The sequence below is a fragment of the Streptosporangium sp. NPDC000396 genome, assembly GCF_042898655.1.
In the GTDB taxonomy this organism is placed as follows: domain Bacteria; phylum Actinomycetota; class Actinomycetes; order Streptosporangiales; family Streptosporangiaceae; genus Streptosporangium.
In genome coordinates this window covers 74,844-94,692 of record NZ_JBIAZA010000028.1, presented here as the reverse complement: position 1 = coordinate 94,692, position 19,849 = coordinate 74,844, and the positions used below count along the sequence as shown (strand labels likewise).

The window sequence follows — 19,849 nt, the reverse complement described above, 5'->3', positions numbered from 1 at the left end:
GACTTCGTGAAAACGGACGGGCTCCCCTGACCGGGGAGCCGGCCGGTCATCGCGGGCAGTGGACCTGGTGATAGATCGTGGAACCGTCCGCCCCCTGTGACGCATAAAGGTCGTAGGCGAGCCCGAACGGCGGCTGGACGACACGGACGAAGGTCGCGCCCGCCGGAGCGCGCTCCGGGCAGCGCGGCTTCGAGGGCGGGAACCCAGGCCATTCGACCGACTCGGCGGCCGGCCGGGAGACGCCGACCGACGTAGCCGCGTGGGCGGGACCGGCCACGAGCGTCGATCCGAGGGTGAGCAGAACGATGACGACATGTTTCATTGCGATCCCCATCAGAGCGAGAACAAAGGTGGGCTTCACGGCACCTGACGACCTGCTTCGGCGGCAGGCCTTTCAGCGGCTCACACGCCCCGGTGATCCAGCGAGCCCCGGATATGGGCGGAGGCTCGCCGGAGCTCAGGAACGAAGACGCGGCCCGCGTGTCCGCGGTCGTGCGAAAGCCGCTCCGGCGCACATGATCGTCTCTTCATTCAAGGAATCACGGACTTCACGGTCAAGATTTCCGTTGTCCCGAACGATTCCGAACGCGGTCGTACGGCCGGCACCACGAGATCTCATCCGTCACATCGGCACCATCGGTCCGGACACGGGAACAGCCCTCCGACCGGGCCATGACCCCGTCCGGCCCGTCCGGATCGGGGAACAGCGAGACCGAAATCCGTGCCGAGCGTTCCGCCACCCGCACCTTGAGGGTCGTCAGCGGGGCCGAACGGTGGCGTCTCTTTCCTTGAGGGGTTCATCCGCCGGACTCGTGAGCGACATGTCAGGAAGGACAGAGAAAACAGATGTGTCGTCGGCGGCCGGCCGGGGGGGCCGCGGCTGCGGGGAGAACGGATGCGCCTGCCCCTGGGCGGGTCCTCCGCCGGGCTGCGCGTGAGGCCCCTCGGCGGGCACTCCGCCTCCGCCGTTGCCTCCCCGGCGCGCACGCCAGCGCGGCAGCGCCATCATCGCCAGCACGACGACGGCCAGCAGCACGGTCAGCGGGAACAGGACGAGCGGAACGCCCTCGGCGGACATCGCCACGACCGCGAAGGCGAACAGGAACGTCCACGCGTACATGATCAGGACACTGCGCCGATGCGAGTGGCCGATGTCCAGCAGCCGGTGGTGGAGGTGCCCGCGATCGGGCGCGAACGGCGACAGGCCGTTGGACGTGCGCCGGACCACCGCCATGATCAGGTCGAGCAGCGGCAGCACCAGGATGGCGATCGGCACCAGCAGCGGGATGACCACGGGGAAGCGGTTGATCGTGGTCGAGTCGAGCGGCGTGATGGTGATCATCGTGGACGCGAGGACCAGGCCGATCAGCATCGCGCCGGTGTCACCCATGAAGATCTTCGCCGGGTGGAAGTTGTGCGGCAGGAAACCCAGGCACACGCCGATGAGCACCGAGGCGATCACCGCCGTGACGTTGATGCTGGTCTGCCCGTAGTCCTTGGACAGGACGATGGAGTAGGTCCACGTGGCCATGGCGGCGATGCCGACGATCCCGGCCGCCAGGCCGTCGAGCCCGTCGACGAAGTTCACCGCGTTGATCATGACGACCACGACCATGATCGTGATCAGGGGGCTGAGCATGGAGTCGAGCGTGAGTATCCCGCCGAGAGAGCTGGGCAGCGGAAGCCACGGCAGGCTGACGTCGAAGGCCACCAGGACACCCGCGGCCCCGATCTGCCCGGCGAGCTTGATGAGGGCGTCCATCCCCCACCAGTCGTCGAGGAAGCCGGTCAGCGTGATCAGGCCGCCCGCCGCGATCAGCGCGAGCACCGTCTTGCCCTCCGCCAGCTTGCCTCCGGCGTACGGTAACGCGCTGGCGATCAGCAGGCCGGCCACGAGCCCGCCGTACATGGCCAGACCGCCGAGTCTGGGTGTCGGGGTGGTGTGCACGTCTCGGTCGCGGACCTCCGGCATCGCGCCGATACGGATGGCGAAAACGCGGACCAGCGGAACGAGGAGGTAGGTCACCGCTGCCGCCACCAGCGCCATGAGTAGATATTCGCGCACGGACCTAGTGTCGCCGATACTTCAACCAGCTGTGACCGGAAAACCCCATAGAACAGCTCATAGTTCGCTGGGATATACCTGATGAGTTCGCATGAGGGCCGCCACCCGCTCCTTGACCTCTCCCAGCGAGCCGGTGTCGCGGACGGCCTCCGCCACCATCGAAGCCACCTCCTTCATCTCCTCCACCCCCATGCCCTGCGTCGTGACACAGGGGGTGCCCACCCGGATCCCGGACGTCACCGTGGGCGGCTCGGGGTCGTAGGGGATGGCGTTGCGGTTCAGCGTGATCCCGGCGGCGGCGCAGCGATTCTCCGCCGTCGCACCCGAAATCCCGACGTCACGCAGGTCGACCAGGGCCAGATGGCTGTCCGTGCCTCCGGAGACGGGCCGCATGCCCTCAGCGGCCAGCCCGTCGGCCAGTGCCTGGGCGTTGGTCACCACCTGCCGCGCGTACTGGGCGAACTCCGGCCGGAGCGCCTCACCGAACGCCACCGCCTTGGCCGCCACCGTGTGCATGAGCGGACCGCCCTGGGTGAAGGGGAAGACCGCCCGGTCGATCCTGGCCGCCAGCTCCCGCGTGCACATGATGCCGCCGCCCCTGGGACCGCGCAGCGCCTTGTGCGTGGTGAAGGTGACCACATCGGCGTACGGCACGGCGGACGGCAGGGCTCCGCCTGCCATCAGGCCGATGGTGTGCGCGACGTCGGCGAGCAGCCAGGCGCCCACCTCGTCGGCGATCCCCCGGAAGGCGGTGAAGTCGATCTCGCGTGGATACGCCGTGGCGCCGCAGATGATCATCTTGGGCTGGTGCCGCAGCGCCAACTCCCTGACCTCGTCGTAGTCGATCAGCTCGGTATCCCTGCGCACGCCGTACGCGACCACGTCGAACCATCGGCCGGAGAAGTTGACCTTGGAACCGTGGGTGAGGTGACCACCGTGCGACAGCGCCATGGCCAGGACGGTGTCTCCGGGCTGGAGCAGTGCGGCATAGGCGGCCAGGTTGGCCGAGGTGCCCGAGTGGGGCTGCACGTTGACGTGATCGGCGCCGAACAGCCGCTTGGCCCGGTCGATCGCGAGCCGCTCGGCCCGGTCGACGACCTCGCACCCGGCGTAGTAGCGCCTGCCGGGATATCCCTCGGCGTACTTGTTGGTGAGCGTCGACCCGAGCGCCGCGAGCACGGCGGGCGAGGCGAAGTTCTCACTGGCGATGAGCTGGACGCCGCCACGGAGCCGATCGAGCTCGTCGAGGAGGACGCTCGCGACCTCCGGATCCTGCCTGCGCAGGAGGCCGAAGTCCGGCCCATAGTACGGCTCTGCACCCATGGCTCACATCCCGGGGACGATGGCTCACCTCAGATGACTCACCTCACTGTAAGCCTGGTCGCCCCGCTTCTTTCAAGGCAGGAGCCCGTCAAGGGCGAGTTCGTCACGAGAACGCGTGGGGGGCTCCGGTGTTGACGGGCACCCATCTCGGCGTGTCAGCCGCCTGATCGCTTATAGAGGTGAGAATCGCCTGCCGGTAAAGACCGAGGCGAGTGCGCCACTCGGTCATCTCCTCCACGTAACGCCCCGAAACCGGCGCGTCCCAGACGTCTCTGCTCCTGGCCAGCTGGTAGGCCTTGTCCAGGCTGGCGGTCAGGGTGTCGAGCATGGGCACCACCTGCCGCCACATCGTGACCAGCCGCTGGTAATCGGGATTGAACTCCCATGACGTGGCCGCGTCGAGGGACGGCAGCCCGGAGTTCCGGGAGGCCGGAGGGGTCTCCCCCGGCTGCAACGGCTGCGGTGCGGGCGGATCCACGAACATCACAGGCTCCTCACGCTGACTGCCCGTCCGGCCATCCGCCGGGTGGCGGAACCGGCCACGAGGGGTCTTCCGGTTTCACGTCGCCGCTGTCGTCGGCCAGCTGGACGATCGGCCCTTCCGCGGATCGTGCCGTCGCCCCTTCCGGCACCGTCTCGGCGGAGCGCGCTCCGGCGCCGTCGGAAGCGGTTCCGGGAGGCTGGGTGCCCGCGTTCCCTCCCGTGTCAGGGTTCGCGCCCGCGTCCGGTGGCCGGGTGACCGGGTCGAGAGCGGGCTCGACGGTGTCAAGGACGGGGAAGGCCGGTTCGATCCGCTTCACCGGTTCGTACGGCTCGGCCTGTCCGGGCCCGTCGAACCGTGCACCGACGGCGTCGGCGGTACCGCTCACCGCGGACATGTCCGGCGACGGGGTGTCTCCGGCGTTCTTCAGCAGCTCGCCCACCTCCGCCGCCGTGGGCGAGTTGAGCGGGATCTGCAGCATCTTCACCCCGTCCACCACCACGACCCTCGGTCCGGGATTACCGGTTTGGTCGATGTCGTCGGGGTGGTCCTTCTTCGGGGTGTCCAGGATCTGGTCGCCGGACGACGTGCCGTCGCCTCTGGGTGAGCGTTCGTCACCCTTCGACCCGGTCTCCCCCTTGGGATCGGCATCGTTCGCCGAAACACTCTCCCCCGTGACGACCTCCCGCTTGGCACCGGGCTCACCCCTGCCATCCCCAGAGGTGGAACCCCCCTCACGCGGAGACGTCTCATCACCCTTCGACCCGGTCTCTCCCCTGGGGTCCGGTTTCGGGTCCGGGTGGGGGGTGCCCTTGTGGTCGCCCTTCGGGGCGTTGTCCGCCGGGTGGTCGGTCCGGGGGTTCTCGTCGGTCTTGGGAACGGCGGGTTTCAGATCCTCGGCCTTGGGCGCCGGCCGCTTCGTGTCCGGCGTGGCGTCGGAGCCGTTCTCCGGCTTCGGATCACCGGTTCCCGGTGACTCCGGCCTCGACTCGCCCGCCTTCGGCGGAGCCGGAGCGCCCGTCTCCTGCTTGATCTTCTTCTCCAGCAGGGTCACACGGGCGGAGACGTCCCGGACCATCACGTCGCACGCGTCGGCGATCTGTGCCGGACGATGCGTGGACTGCGAGGACAACCCCGCCCCGCTCATCATCTGGGTGATCCGGCCCTCGGCGGTCCGCATCTGCACGGCCGCCTGCCGCACTTCGGACAGCAGATCACGGACCAGCTCGGGGTCCATTCCGTCGAACTTGCCCATGGACGTCTCCCAGCAGTCCCAGAAGTATCGGCCCACTTCACCGTACCGGGGAGATCGCCTCGCGTCACGATGATAATCAGACGGCATGGATCACGGCATAAGCCGTGGGGCCGCTGGTCAGTCGCCGGAGTCCGGGCCCGCGTCCGTCGCCACGTAGCCGATCACTCCGCGCAGCTTCTCCACCGGGATCGCCCCGCGGCGCAGCAACCGGGGCACCGCCGTGGTCAGGTCGAGGATCGTGGACGGCACGTTGTCGGTGCATGGGCCGCCGTCGAGATAGACCGCGACCGAGTCGCCCAGCTGCTCCTCGGCCTCGGCGGCCGTGGTGGCGGCCGGGGCGCCGGAGCGGTTGGCGCTGGAGACGGCCATCGGACCGGTGTCCTTGAGCAGCTCAAGGGTGACCGCGTGCAGCGGCATCCGGATGGCGACGGTTCCCTTGGTGTCACCCAGGTCCCACGACAGCGACCGGTTGACGCGGCAGATCAGCGTGAGCGGACCGGGCCAGAAGGAGTCGATGAGGTCCTGGCCGTACGGGCCGAGGTTCTCCACGAGGGCGCTGGCCGCGCGCACGGTCCCGACCAGCACGGGCACCGGCATGTCCCGGCCTCGACCCTTGGCTTCCAGCAGCGATGTGACGGCGGCGGGCGTGAAGGCGTCGGCCCCGATGCCGTAGACGGTGTCGGTCGGGATCACCACGAGCTCGCCCCGCCGTACGGCTGACGCCGCGTCGGTCAGGCCCGCGGCTCGCTGCTCGGCGTCCGTGCAGTCATAACGTCGGCTCACTTTGCCTCCTCGGCTGGCGGCCCGCCATTCTATTCCTGGCCAAAACGGGCGGTGACGAAGCGGTCCCTGCGGGTGAGGTCCTGGCGGCTTCGGACGTCGCGCCAGCCGTTGTCCTCGGAGAAGATCAGATAAACCGGAGTGCCCTGCTCGTCGGCGTGCTCCACCGCGACGAACCCGCCGGGGCGCAGCAACCGCCTGGCGGTCCGTTCCACGGCCCTGACCTCGTCGAGGCCGTCACTCCCCGAACCGTACAGCGCCCGATGCGGATCGTAGTCGCGCACCTCGGGGTCGCGGGGGATCGCTCCCGGCGGGATGTAGGGCGGGTTGGAGATGACCAGGTCCACCTGGCCGTTGAGCTCGGACAGGGCGTCGGCCAGGTCCTCCGGGTGCAGGTGAACCCGGCCCTGGCCGTGTTCCAGGATGTTGCGCTTGGCCCAGCGGTAGGCGTCGGGATCGACCTCGACCGCGTGCACCGTGGCCAGCGCGATCTCCTGGGCTATGGACAGTGCGATGGCGCCGGAGCCGGTGCCGAGATCCACGACCACCGGTGAGGCGACGTCCATCTCCCGTAGCCGCTCGATGGCCCATCCGGCCACGATCTCGGTCTCCGGACGCGGCACGAACACCCCGGGCCCGACCTCAAGGGACAGATAGCGGAAATACGCCCGCCCGGTGATGTGCTGGAGCGGTTCGCGCGCCTCCCGCCGGGCGATGCCCTCCCAGAACAGCGCGTCGAAGTCCGCGTCCGTCACGTTGTGCAGCTCGCTGCGCCGTACGCCGTGGACATGCGCGGCGATCTCCTCGGCGTCGGTGCGCGGCGACGGCACACCTGCCTCGGCGAGCCGGGCGGTGGCGAGGGCGATCTCGTCCAGCAGAAAGGTCATGGCGCGTTCTATGCGTGGGCGGCGAGCTTCTCCGCCATCTCGGCGTCGAGCAAGGACTGGATGACGGCCGTGAGATCCCCGTCCAGCACCTGATCGAGGTTGTAGGCCTTGAAGCCGACGCGGTGGTCGGAGATGCGGTTTTCGGGGAAGTTGTAGGTGCGGATGCGCTCGGAGCGGTCAACCGTCCGGATCTGCGACTTGCGCTCGGCCATCGCGGCGGCGTTGGCCTCTTCTTCGGCGATGGCCTGGAGGCGGGCGCGGAGGATCCGCATGGCCGACTCCTTGTTCTGGAGCTGGCTCTTCTCGTTCTGGCAGGAAGCGACCACACCGGTCGGGATGTGCGTGATCCGCACGGCCGAGTCGGTGGTGTTGACGCTCTGGCCTCCGGGGCCGCTGGAGCGGTAGACGTCGATGCGCAGATCGTTCGGATCGATCTGGACGTCGACCTCTTCGGCCTCCGGATAGACCAGCACACCGGCCGCGCTGGTGTGGATGCGGCCCTGCGATTCGGTGACCGGAACCCGCTGGACGCGGTGCACACCGCCCTCGAACTTCAGCTTCGACCAGACGCCTTCGTCACCCCTGGCCTTCAGCGCGACCGTGACGTCCTTGTAGCCGCCGAGGTCGGAGTGGGTCATGTCGATGACCTCGGTCTTCCAGCCGACCCGCTCGGCGTATCTCAGATACATCCGCAGGAGGTCACCGGCGAACAGCGCCGACTCCTCACCGCCTTCGCCCGCCTTGATCTCCATGATGATGTCCTTGTCATCATTGGGATCGCGCGGGATCAGCAGGTGCCTGAGCTTCTCCTCCAGCTCGGGGATCCGGCCTTCGAGCTCTTTGGCCTCCTCGGCGAACGCCTCGTCCTCCGACGCCAGCTCTCTTGCCGTGACCAGGTCGTCCTGGACGCCCTCAAGCTCCCGATAGGTGGTGATGATGGGAGTCAGCTCGGCGTATCGCCTGCCCAGGTTGCGCGCCTGTGTCGGATTGGCGTGCACGGCGGGGTCGGCGAGCTTGAGTTCCAGCTCGGCGTACTCGCTGAGTAGCTCGTCCAGATTCACCGTGCGTCCCTCCTAAAAAGCCCTTTGCAGCCTTCCTAATCACCACGAACGCCGACTCGGGCGCACCCCTCGAAGAACATGGGGGGCGGCTCCGAGCCGGCGTCGAGGCAGGGGCTACTGGCCCGTGGTCTTCTTGCCGAAGCGCTTCTCGAAGCGCGCCACCCGGCCGCCGGTGTCCAGGATCTTCTGCTTGCCCGTGTAGAACGGGTGGCAGGCGGAGCACACGTCGGCGTGGATCACGCCGTTCTTGGCGGTGCTGCGGGTGGTGAAGGTGTTACCGCAGGTGCAGGTCACCTCGGTGACGACATAATCCGGGTGGATGTCGGGCTTCATGGCTTCAGTTCCTCTCCAGAGCGCGGTCGCCGGGTCGCCACTGTCTCTCGCCTTTGGGGCTTGCGCGCGATGTGCACACTGGGTGCGCGCGGGCGGGAACCGGAACCGCTGCGGTTCGGCTACCAGTGTGCCAGATGCTCCAACCATCCCAGGCCACAAGACATTCCCTGGACCGATGACCTGCGTCTGTAGACGAGTCACATACGTACCATTAGGCTCCTGTGCCCAAACCGTAACTTTACCTACTTTTTTACCTCGGTTAGGGGACCAGATGAGGAAGGGAATGCGGTTGCTTCTTGCAACCGCAACGGGGGCTACCATCTTCGCCGGCGGCACGGCCACAGCTTCTGCCGCCCCGCTCAAGGCCGCCGCAGCGGCCTGCTCGCTCAACACGGCCGATGTCACCGACATCAAGTTCGACGACGCCTACATCCCGCTCAAGGACGACGCCACCATCGGCTTCGAGGCCACCATCAAGGATCCGTACAAGCTGATTGACGGAACCGGCGGCGACGCGGGCAAAAAGTTCCTCCAGAAGAACGTGACCAACGTGACGGCCCAGTTCCAGAGGGTCGGCGAGACCATCTGGAACGACGCCGTCATCGAGCAGGTCGCCGCTCCGCCCGCCGGCCCTCAGACCTCGGCCCCGGCCGACGTCAAGATCAAGGGCAGTTTCAAGACCACCAAGGACAACAAGGACGGCAAGTGGCAGGTCCGCCTGCTGGTCACCCGTGACGCCGTCGGCGCCAGGGAAAGCTGCAAGGAAGTCGACGTCACCTCGCAGGTCAAGTTCGTCAGCGCCTCGGTGACGGACCCGGTCGTGATCGTCGCCGGCGAGGACACCCAGGTGATCGTCCGGGCGAACATCATCGGCGCCTCTTCGGTCACCGCTCACCTCTACAGCAACGCCAGCAACGACTCCGTCGACCTGGAGCTGTCGAAGAACGGCACCGCCGACCAGTGGTACAAGGAGACCTGGTTCGACGACGACTTCTCCACCGGCTCCTGGACCCTGGACCTGACCGCCGGGCGGGGCAAGGAGAGCGTCAAGTTCGAGAGGGCTGACACCTTCTACGTCCAGGGCGGCAGCTCCAAGCCCAAGAAGGCCAAGGCGAAGGTCTCCTTCGACGTGAGCGCCAACAAGGTCAAGAAGGGCAAGAAGGTCCGCCTGTACGGCACGGCCTACCGGGGCAGCTCGGCCTACTCCGGCAAGATGATCGAGCTGTACTACAAGAAGAAGGGCTCTTCCGGCTGGAAGTTCTCCTCCTTCGTGAAGGCGAACGGCAGCGGCAAGTTCAGCAAGACCGTCAAGCCCAAGTTCGACGCCTACTGGCGTGCCGTGGCCCCCGGGACGAGCAAGACCTACGCGGCGACGTCCGGCGCCGAGTTCGTCGACGTCCGCTAAGGCGGTCCCCGAAGGGACAGCCCTCTGAAGGGACGCTCTTCCAAGGGACGCCCCGGCACGACGCTGTACGACTCGTGTCCCCAACCCCGGGCACAAGCCGTACAGACGAGACCGCGGGCCGGCAGGAACGCCCGGTGGCACCAGCCACCGGGCGTTTGTCATCTCCGCAGGTAGGCCAGCACGGCCAGGACACGGCGGTGGTCGTCGGGGGCGGCTTCGAGCCTGAGTTTGGTGAAGATGCCGGAGATGTGTTTCTCCACCGCTCCTTCGGTGACGATCATCCGTGCGGCGATCGCCGTGTTGGAGCGCCCCTCGGCCATCAGGGCCAGAACCTGCCGTTCCCGTGTGGTCAGGGACGAAAGCGGATCATCCCCGCGGTGGCGGGTCAGCAACTGCTCGATCACCTCGGGGTCGATGACCGTCCCCCCGGACGCCACCCGGCGCACCGCGTCGAGGAACTCCGACACATCGGCGATCCGCTCCTTGAGCAGGTAGCCGACCGCCGCGGCGCCCCCGCCGATCAACTCGGTGGCGTACTGCTCCTCGACGTACTGCGACAGCACCAGAATGGGCAGCCCTGGGCGCCTCGACCTGGCCTCCAGGGCGGCGCGCAGCCCTTCGTCCGTGTGGGTGGGCGGCATCCGCACGTCCACGATCGCCAGGTCGGGGGCGTGCTCGGCCACCGCGGCCACCAGCCCGGGGCCGTCGTGCGCCACCCCGGCGGTCTCGATCCCGCCATCGGCCAGTAGCCTGGCCAAGCCCTCGCGCAACAGCACCGAGTCTTCGGCGATCACCACCCGCATGGGCTCAAGTGTTCACCATTCGCATGGCAGTTCGGCGCGGATCAGCGTGGGACCTCCGAGCGGGCTGTCCACGGTCAGAATGCCGTCGATGGTCGCGGCCCGGTCCGCCAGGCCCGCGAGGCCGCCTCCGGCATGCGGCACCGCGGCGCCGACGCCGTTGTCGCGCACCTCGACGATCACCCACTGGTCCTCGCGGCTGACCCGGACGGACGCCTCGGTGGCCGAGGAATGCTTGGCCATGTTGGTCAGGGACTCGGCCACGATGAAGTAGGCGATGCTCTCCACCGCGGCGGGAGGGCGGTGGGAGACCTCCACCGACAGGTCCACCCGCACGGGCGCCCGGGCCGCGAGCGAGGACAACGCGGCGTCCAGCCCCCGGTCGGTGAGAAGCGCCGGGTAGATGCCCCGCGCGAGATCGCGCAGCTCGGCGATGGCGGCCTTGGTCCCGGCATGGGCCTGGGCGAGCAGTTCCCTGGCGCCCTGGGGGTCCGCGTCCATCTTGGACTGGGCCCTGCCCAGGTCCATGGCGACGGACAGCAGCCTCTGCTGGGCGCCGTCGTGCAGGTCGCGCTCGATCCTGCGCCGCTCCGCCTCCGCCGCGTCGACCCCCCGGGCGCGGCTGGCCCGCAGGCAGGCCGCGCGGGCGGCCAGCAGGTTCTTCTCCCCCGTGCTCAGCAGCACGGTGCCGAGCAGCGCGTGCAGCCAGGCCATCCCCCTCGTCGCGTAGAGCGCGACGAGGAAGACCCCCAGCCCCCCGAGCACGCACAGCAGCGCCTCCGGCACGGTGTCGACCAGCAGCCCATCGCCGATCGGCACCGGGTCACCACCGAACAGCAGGGACATCGGCACGATGATCAGGCTGAGTGCCAGACCCCACAGGACCACCGAGACGGTGAACTCTCCTATGCCGATCGGCAGCAACAGCAACAGGTAGAACAAGTCCTTCCAGGTCGCCGGGTCGACGAACATGTCCTTCCAGCGCAGGAACAGGTTGCCGCCCGGGGAGGGCCTGTAGGGGTCGCGGATCGTGGCGCCGAAGGCCAGCCGGAGCAGCCGGCGCTCCAGCATCGCCGCACCGCGCCAGCCCAGCATGGTCAGCGCGAACAGCGGCACCCCCACCCACACGACCGCCAGGGCGAGCGAGAGCGGGATCGCGGACGCGAGGAGGGCGAAGCAGGCCAGGCCGTAGAACAGGCTCAGCAGCAGGTACGGCACGGCACGCCAGGTCATCGGGTCGACGAGCACCCCCAGCGGCCCATGAGGTCCCAGCGGCACACGCCGGCATAGCGACATCCGTGCTGCTGGGCCGCCCACTGCCGTCTCGGCCGTCATGTGCCTCCCCTGGCTCCACGCGCTGCGATCGCGGTCGTGCCCGGAAGCTCGTCCCGGGCTCGTTCCCAGGTCGTTCAGGCTGCCGGAGAACCCGGAGCACGCTGAAGCGGAGCGGACGGGCGTCCCCAAGTATGGATATCCCGAAGGGGCCGGTCGCACAAGAGCCCGAGACGGCAAACGCCCCGGCCTTCGGGGCCGGGGCGTGAGCCGTACAGCTGTGCGATCAGTCGCGGTCGGAGCTGACCGTCGTCTTCTGAACCTGGAGGAGGAACTCCGCGTTGGACTTGGTCTCCCTCATCTTCTCCAGGAGAAGCTCCAGAGCCTGCTGCATGTCCAGAGCGTGCAGCACCCGGCGCAGCTTCCAGGTGATCTGCAGCTCCTCCTTCGCCATGAGGATCTCTTCCTTACGGGTGCCGGACGCGTCGACGTCCACCGCGGGGAAGATTCGCTTGTCGGCGAGCTGGCGGTTGAGCTTGAGCTCCAGGTTTCCTGTGCCCTTGAACTCCTCGAAGATGACCTCGTCCATCTTGGAGCCGGTCTCGACCAGCGCCGTGGCGAGGATCGTCAGCGAGCCGCCGTTCTCGATGTTGCGGGCGGCGCCGAAGAAACGCTTCGGCGGGTAGAGCGCGGTGGAGTCGACACCACCGGACAGGATCCGGCCGGAGGCCGGAGCCGCCAGGTTGTAGGCCCGGCCCAGGCGGGTGATCGAGTCGAGCAGCACGACGACGTCGTGGCCCAGCTCCACCAGGCGCTTGGCGCGCTCGATGGCGAGCTCGGCGACCGTGGTGTGGTCCTCGGCGGGACGGTCGAAGGTCGAGTGGATGACCTCGCCCTTCACCGACCGCTGCATGTCGGTGACCTCTTCCGGACGCTCGTCGACCAGGACGACCATCAGGTGGCACTCGGGGTTGTTCCGGGTGATCGCGTTGGCGATCGACTGGAGCACCATGGTCTTGCCCGCCTTGGGCGGGGAGACGATGAGGCCACGCTGGCCCTTGCCGATCGGCGCCACCAGGTCGATGATCCGGGTGGTCAGAACATTCGGCTCGGTCTCCAGGCGCAGCCGCTCCTGCGGGTAGAGCGGGACGAGCTTGTTGAAGTCGGGCCGCTGCCGCGCCTGCTCCGGGTCCATGCCGTTGACCGTGTCAAGGCGGACGAGCGCGTTGAACTTCTCGCGGCGTTCGCCGTCACGGGGCTGGCGGACGGCACCGGTGATGACGTCACCCTTGCGCAGGCCGTTGCGGCGGATCTGCGCCAGCGAGACGTAGACGTCGTTGGCACCCGGCAGGTAGCCGCTGGTCCGGACGAACGCGTAGTTGTCGAGGATGTCCAGGATGCCGGCGATCGGGATCAGGACGTCGTCGTCGGCGACCACGGGCTCGTTGCTGTCGAAGCGGTCACGGCCGCGACGGTTGCGCTCCCGGAACCGGCCGCGACGGCCACGACGGTCATCGTCGTCGCCGACGCCGTGCTGGTCACCGCGGTCCTGCGGGCCGCGGTCCTGCGGGCCACGGTTCTGCGGGCCACGGTCGCCACGGTCGCCACGGTCGCTGCGGTCGCTGCGGTCGCTGCGGTCGCTGCGGTCGCCGACACGCTCGCCGCGGTCGCTGCGGTCACCTGCGCGGTCGCTGCGGTCACCTGCGCGGTCGTTGCGGTTCTGGCCCGCGTCGGCGGCGCGCTGGTCGGTACGGCTGTCGCCGCGCTCGCCGCGCTCGCGACGGTCGTTGACGCGCTCGCCACGGTCGCTGTTGCGGCCGCGGCGGTCACCACGCTCGCGACGGCTTTCACCCCGCTCGGGGCGGCCCTCGGCCTGCCCGGCGTCAGCCTGCTGCTCCACGACGGGAGCGGCCGCGGCCACGGCCACGGGCTCGGGCGCGGCGGGCGCCTGCTCGACCACGGGCTCGGCGGTCGCCGCGGGACGGGAACGCTCCCTGCGGCTACGGGCCGGACGCTCGACGGCCGGCTCGGCCACGGTCACCGGGGCCGCCGCGGCGACCGGGGTCTCCTTGGCGGGAGCTGGGGCGCTCTCAGTTGATACGCCCTGCTTCTCCTGGATGGCCGCGATGAGCTGGCTCTTGCGCATCCGCCCGGTCCCGCTGATGCCAAGACCGGACGCCATGGCCTGCAGCTCGGGCAACACCATGGCGGACAGGCCGGTGCCGGAGCGACGGCGCGGCTTGGCCGCGGCGCGGGTGGGGGTGTCGCCGGCCGCCGACGGTGCGCCGGTGGCGTCGGAGAGGAGTTCGGTGGTGTCGCTCACTAATGGGTCCTTCCCAGGGGTCGGGCGTGGCCATGATCAGCCAATCGTCCCGGTGGTGCGATCGACCCGGTGGGACAGACCGGGTCGGGTTGCACGTCGCGATCCTCGACGGTCCTTGGGGACCGCCGCCACTGTCGGAGAAGGGCACATCCATGCCGTCACCATCGAGATTCGCCGACGGTGGGGCTTGGAGGACACCCCCCGGATTGCTACCGGCAACCAGATGTCGAGGTAGTTCGAACGCGCATGTCTCCTCAAACGCCGCCTCTCGTTGCCCCAACCGAATGTGGCGCATTCGGAGGCGACGGATTCGGGGAGGCCACTGCGGCGCTCATGCCCCACGAAGTGAGACATGGTGCAGCGATGTGTGGCTGACAAGCACGCACCCAACAAGGGGGCACCTGGTGCGGCTACCAGCCTAACATCACCAGCGCACACAGCTATTCCCTGAAGGTCGAAGAGGCATCAGCGCGTCTCAGGCGAGACAACGCAGGCACCACGGGTGTCGACATCCAGTGGCTGGATGTGCCAATCAGTACCCGCTTCTGGTGCGATCAAATCCTGTGTATCCACTGTCGAAAACACAAGAATTGTGGGACCTGCTCCCGAAACGACCGCAGGGAGGCCGATCCCGCGCAGACGTTGTACCAGATCCGCGGTCTGCGGCATCGCAGGCGCGCGGTAATTCTGATGCAACCGATCTTCGGTGGCGGCCATCAGCAGTTCCCGCTCCGGCCTTCCGGTCAGTGCCGCGACGAGCAGGGCGGCCCTTCCCGCGTTCGCCGACGCGTCGGCGTGCGGCACGTTCTCGGGCAGCAGCCCTCGGGCGACCTCTGTGGACAGCCGATGCCTGGGAATGATGACCACGGGCCGAATATCGGCGTGTGGGATCAGTTTCACCATACGCGGAGCGTTCGACTGCTCTGTCCATGCGACGGTCAGCCCGCCCGCGAGACACGGGGCCACGTTGTCGGGGTGCCCCTCGATCTCGTTGGCCAGCGCGAAGACGTCGTCGTCGGTGAACTCCGGCGGCTCCGGGCGGCCGGAGGCGGGCACGTCCGGGCGCGGCCCGGCCGGGTACGGCGTGCCGGCCAGAGCCCGCGCGGCGAGGATGCCCGCGCAGATCGCCGCGGAGGAGGACCCGAGGCCCCGGGCGTGCGGGATGCGGTTGAGGCAGCGCAGCCGGATGCCGCGCGGCTGCGCGACTCCCATCCGGTCGAAGGTCGCGCGCATCGTCTTCACGATGAGATGGCCCTCGCCCAGATCGAGCTCCCCGGCGCCCTCACCCTCGACTTCGACGTCGACGCTCCCTGAGACCGGATCTCCAGAAGGTTCGACCAGGCTGACCTCGACCTCGTCGTAGAGGCCGAGAGCCAGCCCCAGCGTGTCGAACCCGGGGCCGAGGTTCGCCGACGTCGCCGGGACCCTGACGACAACCCTGCTGCTTTCGGTCATCGAGATTCTGGGGCGCAGGCCCCTGGCTCTGCCATAGGGAGGAAGCCCCTCCTCCTATCTGCCTGGTTCGGTACGGTACGCGGTGGTCACGATGACCATGCCGCCACTACATAAGGTCGGCCACGCCCTCGTCACCGGCCTCGTGACGCGTCACCTGGGCCGGTCTCAGCACCGCGAGATCCGCGGGACGCCCCTAGACGAGTTCGAGGGCAGCGGCGGCGGCGTGGGCGTCGATCGGGATCGTCAGCGGGGTGGGTGCCCCGGAGATGGCCCAGTCGGGGTCCTTGAGGCCGTTGCCGGTCACCGTGCAGACGATGCGCTGGCCGGGATCGACGAGGCCCTGCTCGTGGGCCTGGAGCAGCCCGGCCACGCTGGCGGCGGAGGCGAGCTCGACGAACACGCCCTCCTCCTGGGCCAGCAGCTTGTAGGCCGCGGCGATCTGGCGGTCGGTGACGGACTGGATGACGCCGCCCGACTCGTCACGGGCGGCCTCGGCGAGCTTCCAGGAGGCGGGGTTGCCGATGCGGATCGCGGTGGCGATCGTGTGCGGATGGGTCACCGGCGCGCCGTTGACGATCGGCGCGGCGCCGCTGGCCTGGAAGCCGAACATGCGGGGTGTCTTGGCCGCGACACCGTCGGCGGCGTATTCGGTGTAGCCCATCCAGTAGGCCGAGATGTTGCCCGCGTTGCCGACCGGGATGCAGTGGATGTCGGGCGCGTCGCCCAGCACGTCCACGATCTCGAAGGCGGCGGTCTTCTGGCCCTGGAGCCGGAACGGGTTGACCGAGTTGACCAGCGCGATGGGGTAGTTCTCCGACAGCTTCCTGGTCATCTCCAGGCAGTCGTCGAAGGAACCCTCGACCTGAAGCAGCCTGGCTCCGTGGACCAGCGCCTGGGCCAGCTTGCCCATCGCGATCTTGCCCCGGGGCACCAGCACGGCACAGGTCAGGCCCGCACGGACCGCGTAGGCGGCGGCGGAGGCACTGGTGTTGCCGGTGGAGGCGCAGATGACGGCCTTCGCGCCCGCCTCGACGGCCTTGCTGATGGCCATGGTCATGCCACGGTCCTTGAAGCTTCCGGTCGGGTTCGCGCCCTCCACCTTGAGGTAGACGTCGCAGCCGGTCAGCGCCGAGACCCGGTGCGCCGGGATGAGAGGCGTGCCGCCCTCCAGGAGCGTGACGACGGGCGTCGCCGTGGTCACCGGAAGTCGGTCACGGTACTCCTCGATGAGGCCACGCCACGCCCTGGTCATGATTGCTCCTCCCGCGCATGGGTACAACCATGCGCGCCTACCTGCGGTGTTAGGCAACGAGTCTACGGGCAACGGGATTCGCAACGGGATTCGCTGTCCACCAAATGGACAGGCCCGGCGTCCTTTACACAGGAAACCTTAAGCATGTCTGGGTAGGGTTGACAGAACTTGACAAGCGGGAACGCAGACAAGGGGCATCGCATCATGACGGATGGAGCAGTGGCTGACCTGCCCCCGATCCGGCACAACGATTACTCGCCTCTCATCCCGCCCACGCTCGGCGAATGGGATCCGGCGCTCCCGGTCAGCGTGATCATCCCCGCGCACGGTGGCCAGCACCGGCTCGACCTGACTCTCGCCGCCCTGGCCGCGCAGACCTATCCCGATCATCTCATGGAAGTGATCGTGGTCGACGACGGCAGCGAGCCTCCGCTGCGCCTGCCGGAGATCGCCCCGCCGGACACCAGGATCGTGACCGCCGGCCCCGGAGGCTGGGGCATCGCGCACGCGGTCAACACCGGGGCAGCCCTCGCCGAGGGCGAGATCATCCAGCGCCTGGACGCCGACATGGTCGTCTGCCGTGAGCACATCGAGGCGCTGGCCCGCTGGCACCACCTGGCCGATTACCTGGTCTCCATCGGCGCGAAGAAGTTCGTCGAGGAGCCTGACCTCTCCCCCGCCCAGGTGCACGACGGCGTGCGCTCGGGCCCGCTGGACACCCTGTTCGACCTGTCCGCGGCCCTGCCCAGCTCCACCGAGCAGACGATCTCCCTCACCGACGGGCTGCGGACCAGCCGCAATCCCTACCATGTCTGCACGGGGCCGACGGTGTCGATGCGGCGCGCGACCTTCCACGCCGTGGGCGGGATCGATCCTCACGTGCTCAGGGGCGAAGACACCGAGTTCGCCTACCGGCTGGCCACCCACGGTGTGGTCTTCGTCCCCGACATGGCGGCCCAGGCCGTGCATCTGGGGCTTCCCGCGCAACGCCGCGACCACCGGGCGGTCCGCGTGGTCGCCCCCTATCTCGCCCACCGCGTGCCGCTCCGCCGTGACCTGCGCAAGGACCGGGGCCGGAACTGGCTCGTGCCGTACGTGGAGGTCGTGTTCCGTCTCGACGCCGACGTCGAGGAGGAGCAGGTGCGCAAGGCGGTGAACGCGGCCCTCGAAGGGTCGGTGGCCGACGTGCGGATCACCCTGGTCGCCCCCTGGTCACGGCTGTCCTCCGGTCGCCGTCCGGTGCTCGGCGACCCCTTCTTCGAACTGTGGCTGCTGCGCGAGCATTTCGCCCATGACCAGCGCGTACGGCTGGCCGACGAGGTCCCCTTCACCCCCGCGCCGGTCCCGTTCCGCTACACGGGCCCGATCTCGGTGCCGCTGGGGCACGATTCGCTGGAGCGGATGATCTCCGAGATCCAGAACGACCGGTCCGGCATGCTCGTCGTCGACCTCGGCGACGACGGCTCCGCGACGCTGGAGCGGGCGGAGGCGCTGGGCCGGGCGCTCTTGCTGGGCTCGGACGACGTCGCCACCTCGGTCAAGGCCACCCACGGCGTACGGCATGGCACCCGGGCGGAGTTCTGGCCGGCCGAGGCCACTCCTCCGGCGGCGGATCCGTCTTCCGCCGCGGCCCCGGTCCGGCCACGGGCGCAGGCGTCTTCCCCCTCTGCGGCCCCGGCGGTCTCTCCCCGGGTGACGGGCCCGTCCCCGGCCCGAGCCGCCGTTCTCGTCAAAAGGGCCGTGCTCCGGAGGAAGCCGAAGTCCTGGCTCACCAGGCTTCTCTCCGCGGTGATCCACCGGAGCTGAACCAGGTCAGCCGACCGTGACCACGCTCTCGCGCTCCTCCGGCAGGGGCATGACGCGCCGCCGTACCACCAGCCCGAAGGCGACGACGAGCAGGCCGGACACGCCCGACACGACGAACGGCGCGGCGGGCCGCCAGGCGTCGTAGAGGATCCCGCCGAGGGCGGAGACCGTCAGGATGCCGACGGCGCCGCACAGTGTCTGCACGCCGTAGGCGGATCCGCGCACGCCGGCGGGGGCCTGCTGGGCCAGCAGCGGACCGGCGGTGGTGATCGCGGCGATCTCTCCCAGGCCGACGAGCACGGCCACCAGCATCATCCCCGAGCCGAGCGGGTCGCTGATCAGCAACGTGGACAAGTAGGACAGCGCCGCGACGGCCTGGGCGAGGATGACCACGTCCTGGCGTCGCATCCGGTCGCCCAGCCAGCCGAACAGCGGAGCCGCGACCGTGGCCACGGTCTGCGCGATGCCGACCACGGCTCCGGCGCGGGCCAGCGCCTCGGCGGCCGACATGCCACGCTCGCCGGTGGCGTGGTCGACGATCCAAAGGGACATGAAACCGGCGACAACGGCGAGGTCGGCGCGGGCGACGAACGCCGCCGCGTAGGACAGCGCCACGCCGGGGTCACGGGCGAGCACGATGCCCTCCCTGACCAGACGGGTCAGCGGGACGCGCTCGGCGGTCGCGCCGACCCTGGCCGGGGAAAGGGTGAACCACATCAGCGCGGCGACGGCGAGGACGGCCACGGCGATGATCAGGAACGAGACGCGGGCGGCGGCGACCGGGGCCATCCCTCGGTCCTCCAGGATCTTGGGGAGGCGGACGAGCCCGAGGACCGCGACCATCGCGCCAAGGCCGCTGAACAGGCCGACCAGGCCGTAGGACCTGCCCCGGGAGCCGTCGCGGACGTAGTCGACGGCCACCGTGGACAGCATTCCGCTGAGCGCGGCGACGCCGAGGGCGAAGACCACCCGTAGCGCGACGAGCACGGTCGTGTTCCCGGCGAACGGGAACAGCGCGGCGCCCAGCGCGCACAGCGCGAACCCGGCCACCACGATGGGCCGCCGACCGAACCGGTCGGCCAGCGCGCCGTACCAGGCCAGGCTGGCGATCATCGTGATCTCGGCGGCGACGCCCAGCAGCCCGACGACCTTGCCCTGGTCGGCCTTGGCGACACCGAGGACGCTGCCCAGGATGTACGGCTGCGCCGCCGGAAGGAAGGAGATGATCATGGTCGCGGCGAACGCCATGGACATGCAGGCCCACATGTTGCCGCGGCCGATGCCGTCGGCGAGATCGAGCCCCAGGACTCGGCGTGGGGAGGATGCGACCATGCGGCGATCTTGTCAGCTC

17 protein-coding genes are annotated in these 19,849 nt (G+C 69.1%); 2 read left to right on the top strand and 15 right to left on the bottom strand.

What is annotated here, in order from left to right:
* Positions 1-46: 46 nt before the first annotated feature.
* From ACFY2X_RS35445 to rpmE, 9 genes are all read right to left on the bottom strand, one after another.
* Entirely contained in the window at positions 47-322 is a 276-nt protein-coding gene (locus ACFY2X_RS35445) for a hypothetical protein (protein ID WP_389947266.1), read from the bottom strand.
* Positions 323-757: 435 nt separating this feature from the next.
* A complete protein-coding gene (locus tag ACFY2X_RS35440; RefSeq protein ID WP_389947264.1) occupies positions 758-2,065 on the bottom strand; it encodes a glycosyltransferase family 4 protein in 1,308 nt (435 codons plus the stop codon).
* A gap of 57 nt (positions 2,066-2,122) precedes the next feature.
* A complete protein-coding gene (gene glyA / locus ACFY2X_RS35435) occupies positions 2,123-3,388 on the bottom strand; it encodes a serine hydroxymethyltransferase (protein ID WP_389947262.1) in 1,266 nt (421 codons plus the stop codon).
* A gap of 103 nt (positions 3,389-3,491) precedes the next feature.
* Positions 3,492-3,872: a hypothetical protein gene (locus ACFY2X_RS35430; RefSeq protein WP_389947260.1), complete on the bottom strand. Its 381-nt coding sequence runs from the start codon at positions 3,870-3,872 to the stop codon at positions 3,492-3,494.
* Between the two features lie 10 nt (positions 3,873-3,882).
* A complete protein-coding gene (locus tag ACFY2X_RS35425) occupies positions 3,883-5,124 on the bottom strand; it encodes a hypothetical protein (protein ID WP_389947258.1) in 1,242 nt (413 codons plus the stop codon).
* 117 nt (positions 5,125-5,241) lie between these two features.
* Entirely contained in the window at positions 5,242-5,907 is a 666-nt protein-coding gene (locus tag ACFY2X_RS35420) for an L-threonylcarbamoyladenylate synthase (protein WP_389947256.1), read from the bottom strand.
* A gap of 29 nt (positions 5,908-5,936) precedes the next feature.
* Positions 5,937-6,791 carry a peptide chain release factor N(5)-glutamine methyltransferase gene (gene prmC, locus ACFY2X_RS35415; protein ID WP_389947254.1) on the bottom strand — a complete coding sequence of 285 codons (855 nt, stop codon included), beginning with the start codon at positions 6,789-6,791 and terminating at the stop codon, positions 5,937-5,939.
* Between the two features lie 8 nt (positions 6,792-6,799).
* Positions 6,800-7,852, bottom strand: coding sequence for a peptide chain release factor 1 (gene prfA, locus ACFY2X_RS35410; RefSeq protein ID WP_389947252.1), 1,053 nt, complete (start codon positions 7,850-7,852; stop codon positions 6,800-6,802).
* A 114-nt stretch (positions 7,853-7,966) separates the two neighbouring features.
* The gene (gene rpmE, locus ACFY2X_RS35405) at positions 7,967-8,185 is read right to left on the bottom strand and encodes a 50S ribosomal protein L31 (RefSeq protein WP_389947250.1); all 219 of its coding nucleotides are present in this window, start codon (positions 8,183-8,185) and stop codon (positions 7,967-7,969) included.
* 289 nt (positions 8,186-8,474) lie between these two features.
* Between rpmE and ACFY2X_RS35400 the strand changes: the two genes are divergently transcribed.
* On the top strand, positions 8,475-9,590 hold the full coding sequence (locus ACFY2X_RS35400) for a hypothetical protein (RefSeq protein WP_389947248.1): 1,116 nt from the start codon (positions 8,475-8,477) through the stop codon (positions 9,588-9,590).
* A gap of 158 nt (positions 9,591-9,748) precedes the next feature.
* Here the strand turns inward: ACFY2X_RS35400 and ACFY2X_RS35395 are convergent, their stop codons facing one another.
* From ACFY2X_RS35395 to thrC, 5 genes are all read right to left on the bottom strand, one after another.
* On the bottom strand, positions 9,749-10,393 hold the full coding sequence (locus ACFY2X_RS35395) for a response regulator (RefSeq protein WP_389947246.1): 645 nt from the start codon (positions 10,391-10,393) through the stop codon (positions 9,749-9,751).
* Between the two features lie 12 nt (positions 10,394-10,405).
* Entirely contained in the window at positions 10,406-11,668 is a 1,263-nt protein-coding gene (locus ACFY2X_RS35390; RefSeq protein ID WP_389947244.1) for a sensor histidine kinase, read from the bottom strand.
* Positions 11,669-11,948: 280 nt separating this feature from the next.
* Complete coding sequence (rho, locus tag ACFY2X_RS35385) at positions 11,949-13,985, bottom strand: transcription termination factor Rho (RefSeq protein ID WP_389947243.1); 2,037 nt, start codon at positions 13,983-13,985, stop codon at positions 11,949-11,951.
* A gap of 465 nt (positions 13,986-14,450) precedes the next feature.
* Entirely contained in the window at positions 14,451-15,440 is a 990-nt protein-coding gene (locus ACFY2X_RS35380; protein WP_389947241.1) for a homoserine kinase, read from the bottom strand.
* Between the two features lie 193 nt (positions 15,441-15,633).
* Positions 15,634-16,692, bottom strand: a complete 1,059-nt coding sequence (gene thrC / locus ACFY2X_RS35375) for a threonine synthase (protein ID WP_389947239.1) — start codon at positions 16,690-16,692, stop codon at positions 15,634-15,636.
* A 204-nt stretch (positions 16,693-16,896) separates the two neighbouring features.
* On the opposite strand from thrC, the gene ACFY2X_RS35370 reads away from it, so the two are divergent.
* Positions 16,897-18,498 carry a glycosyltransferase gene (locus tag ACFY2X_RS35370; protein ID WP_389947238.1) on the top strand — a complete coding sequence of 534 codons (1,602 nt, stop codon included), beginning with the start codon at positions 16,897-16,899 and terminating at the stop codon, positions 18,496-18,498.
* A 6-nt stretch (positions 18,499-18,504) separates the two neighbouring features.
* On the opposite strand, the gene ACFY2X_RS35365 is transcribed toward ACFY2X_RS35370, so the two are convergent.
* Entirely contained in the window at positions 18,505-19,830 is a 1,326-nt protein-coding gene (locus ACFY2X_RS35365) for an MFS transporter (RefSeq protein ID WP_389947236.1), read from the bottom strand.
* Positions 19,831-19,849 lie beyond the last annotated feature (19 nt).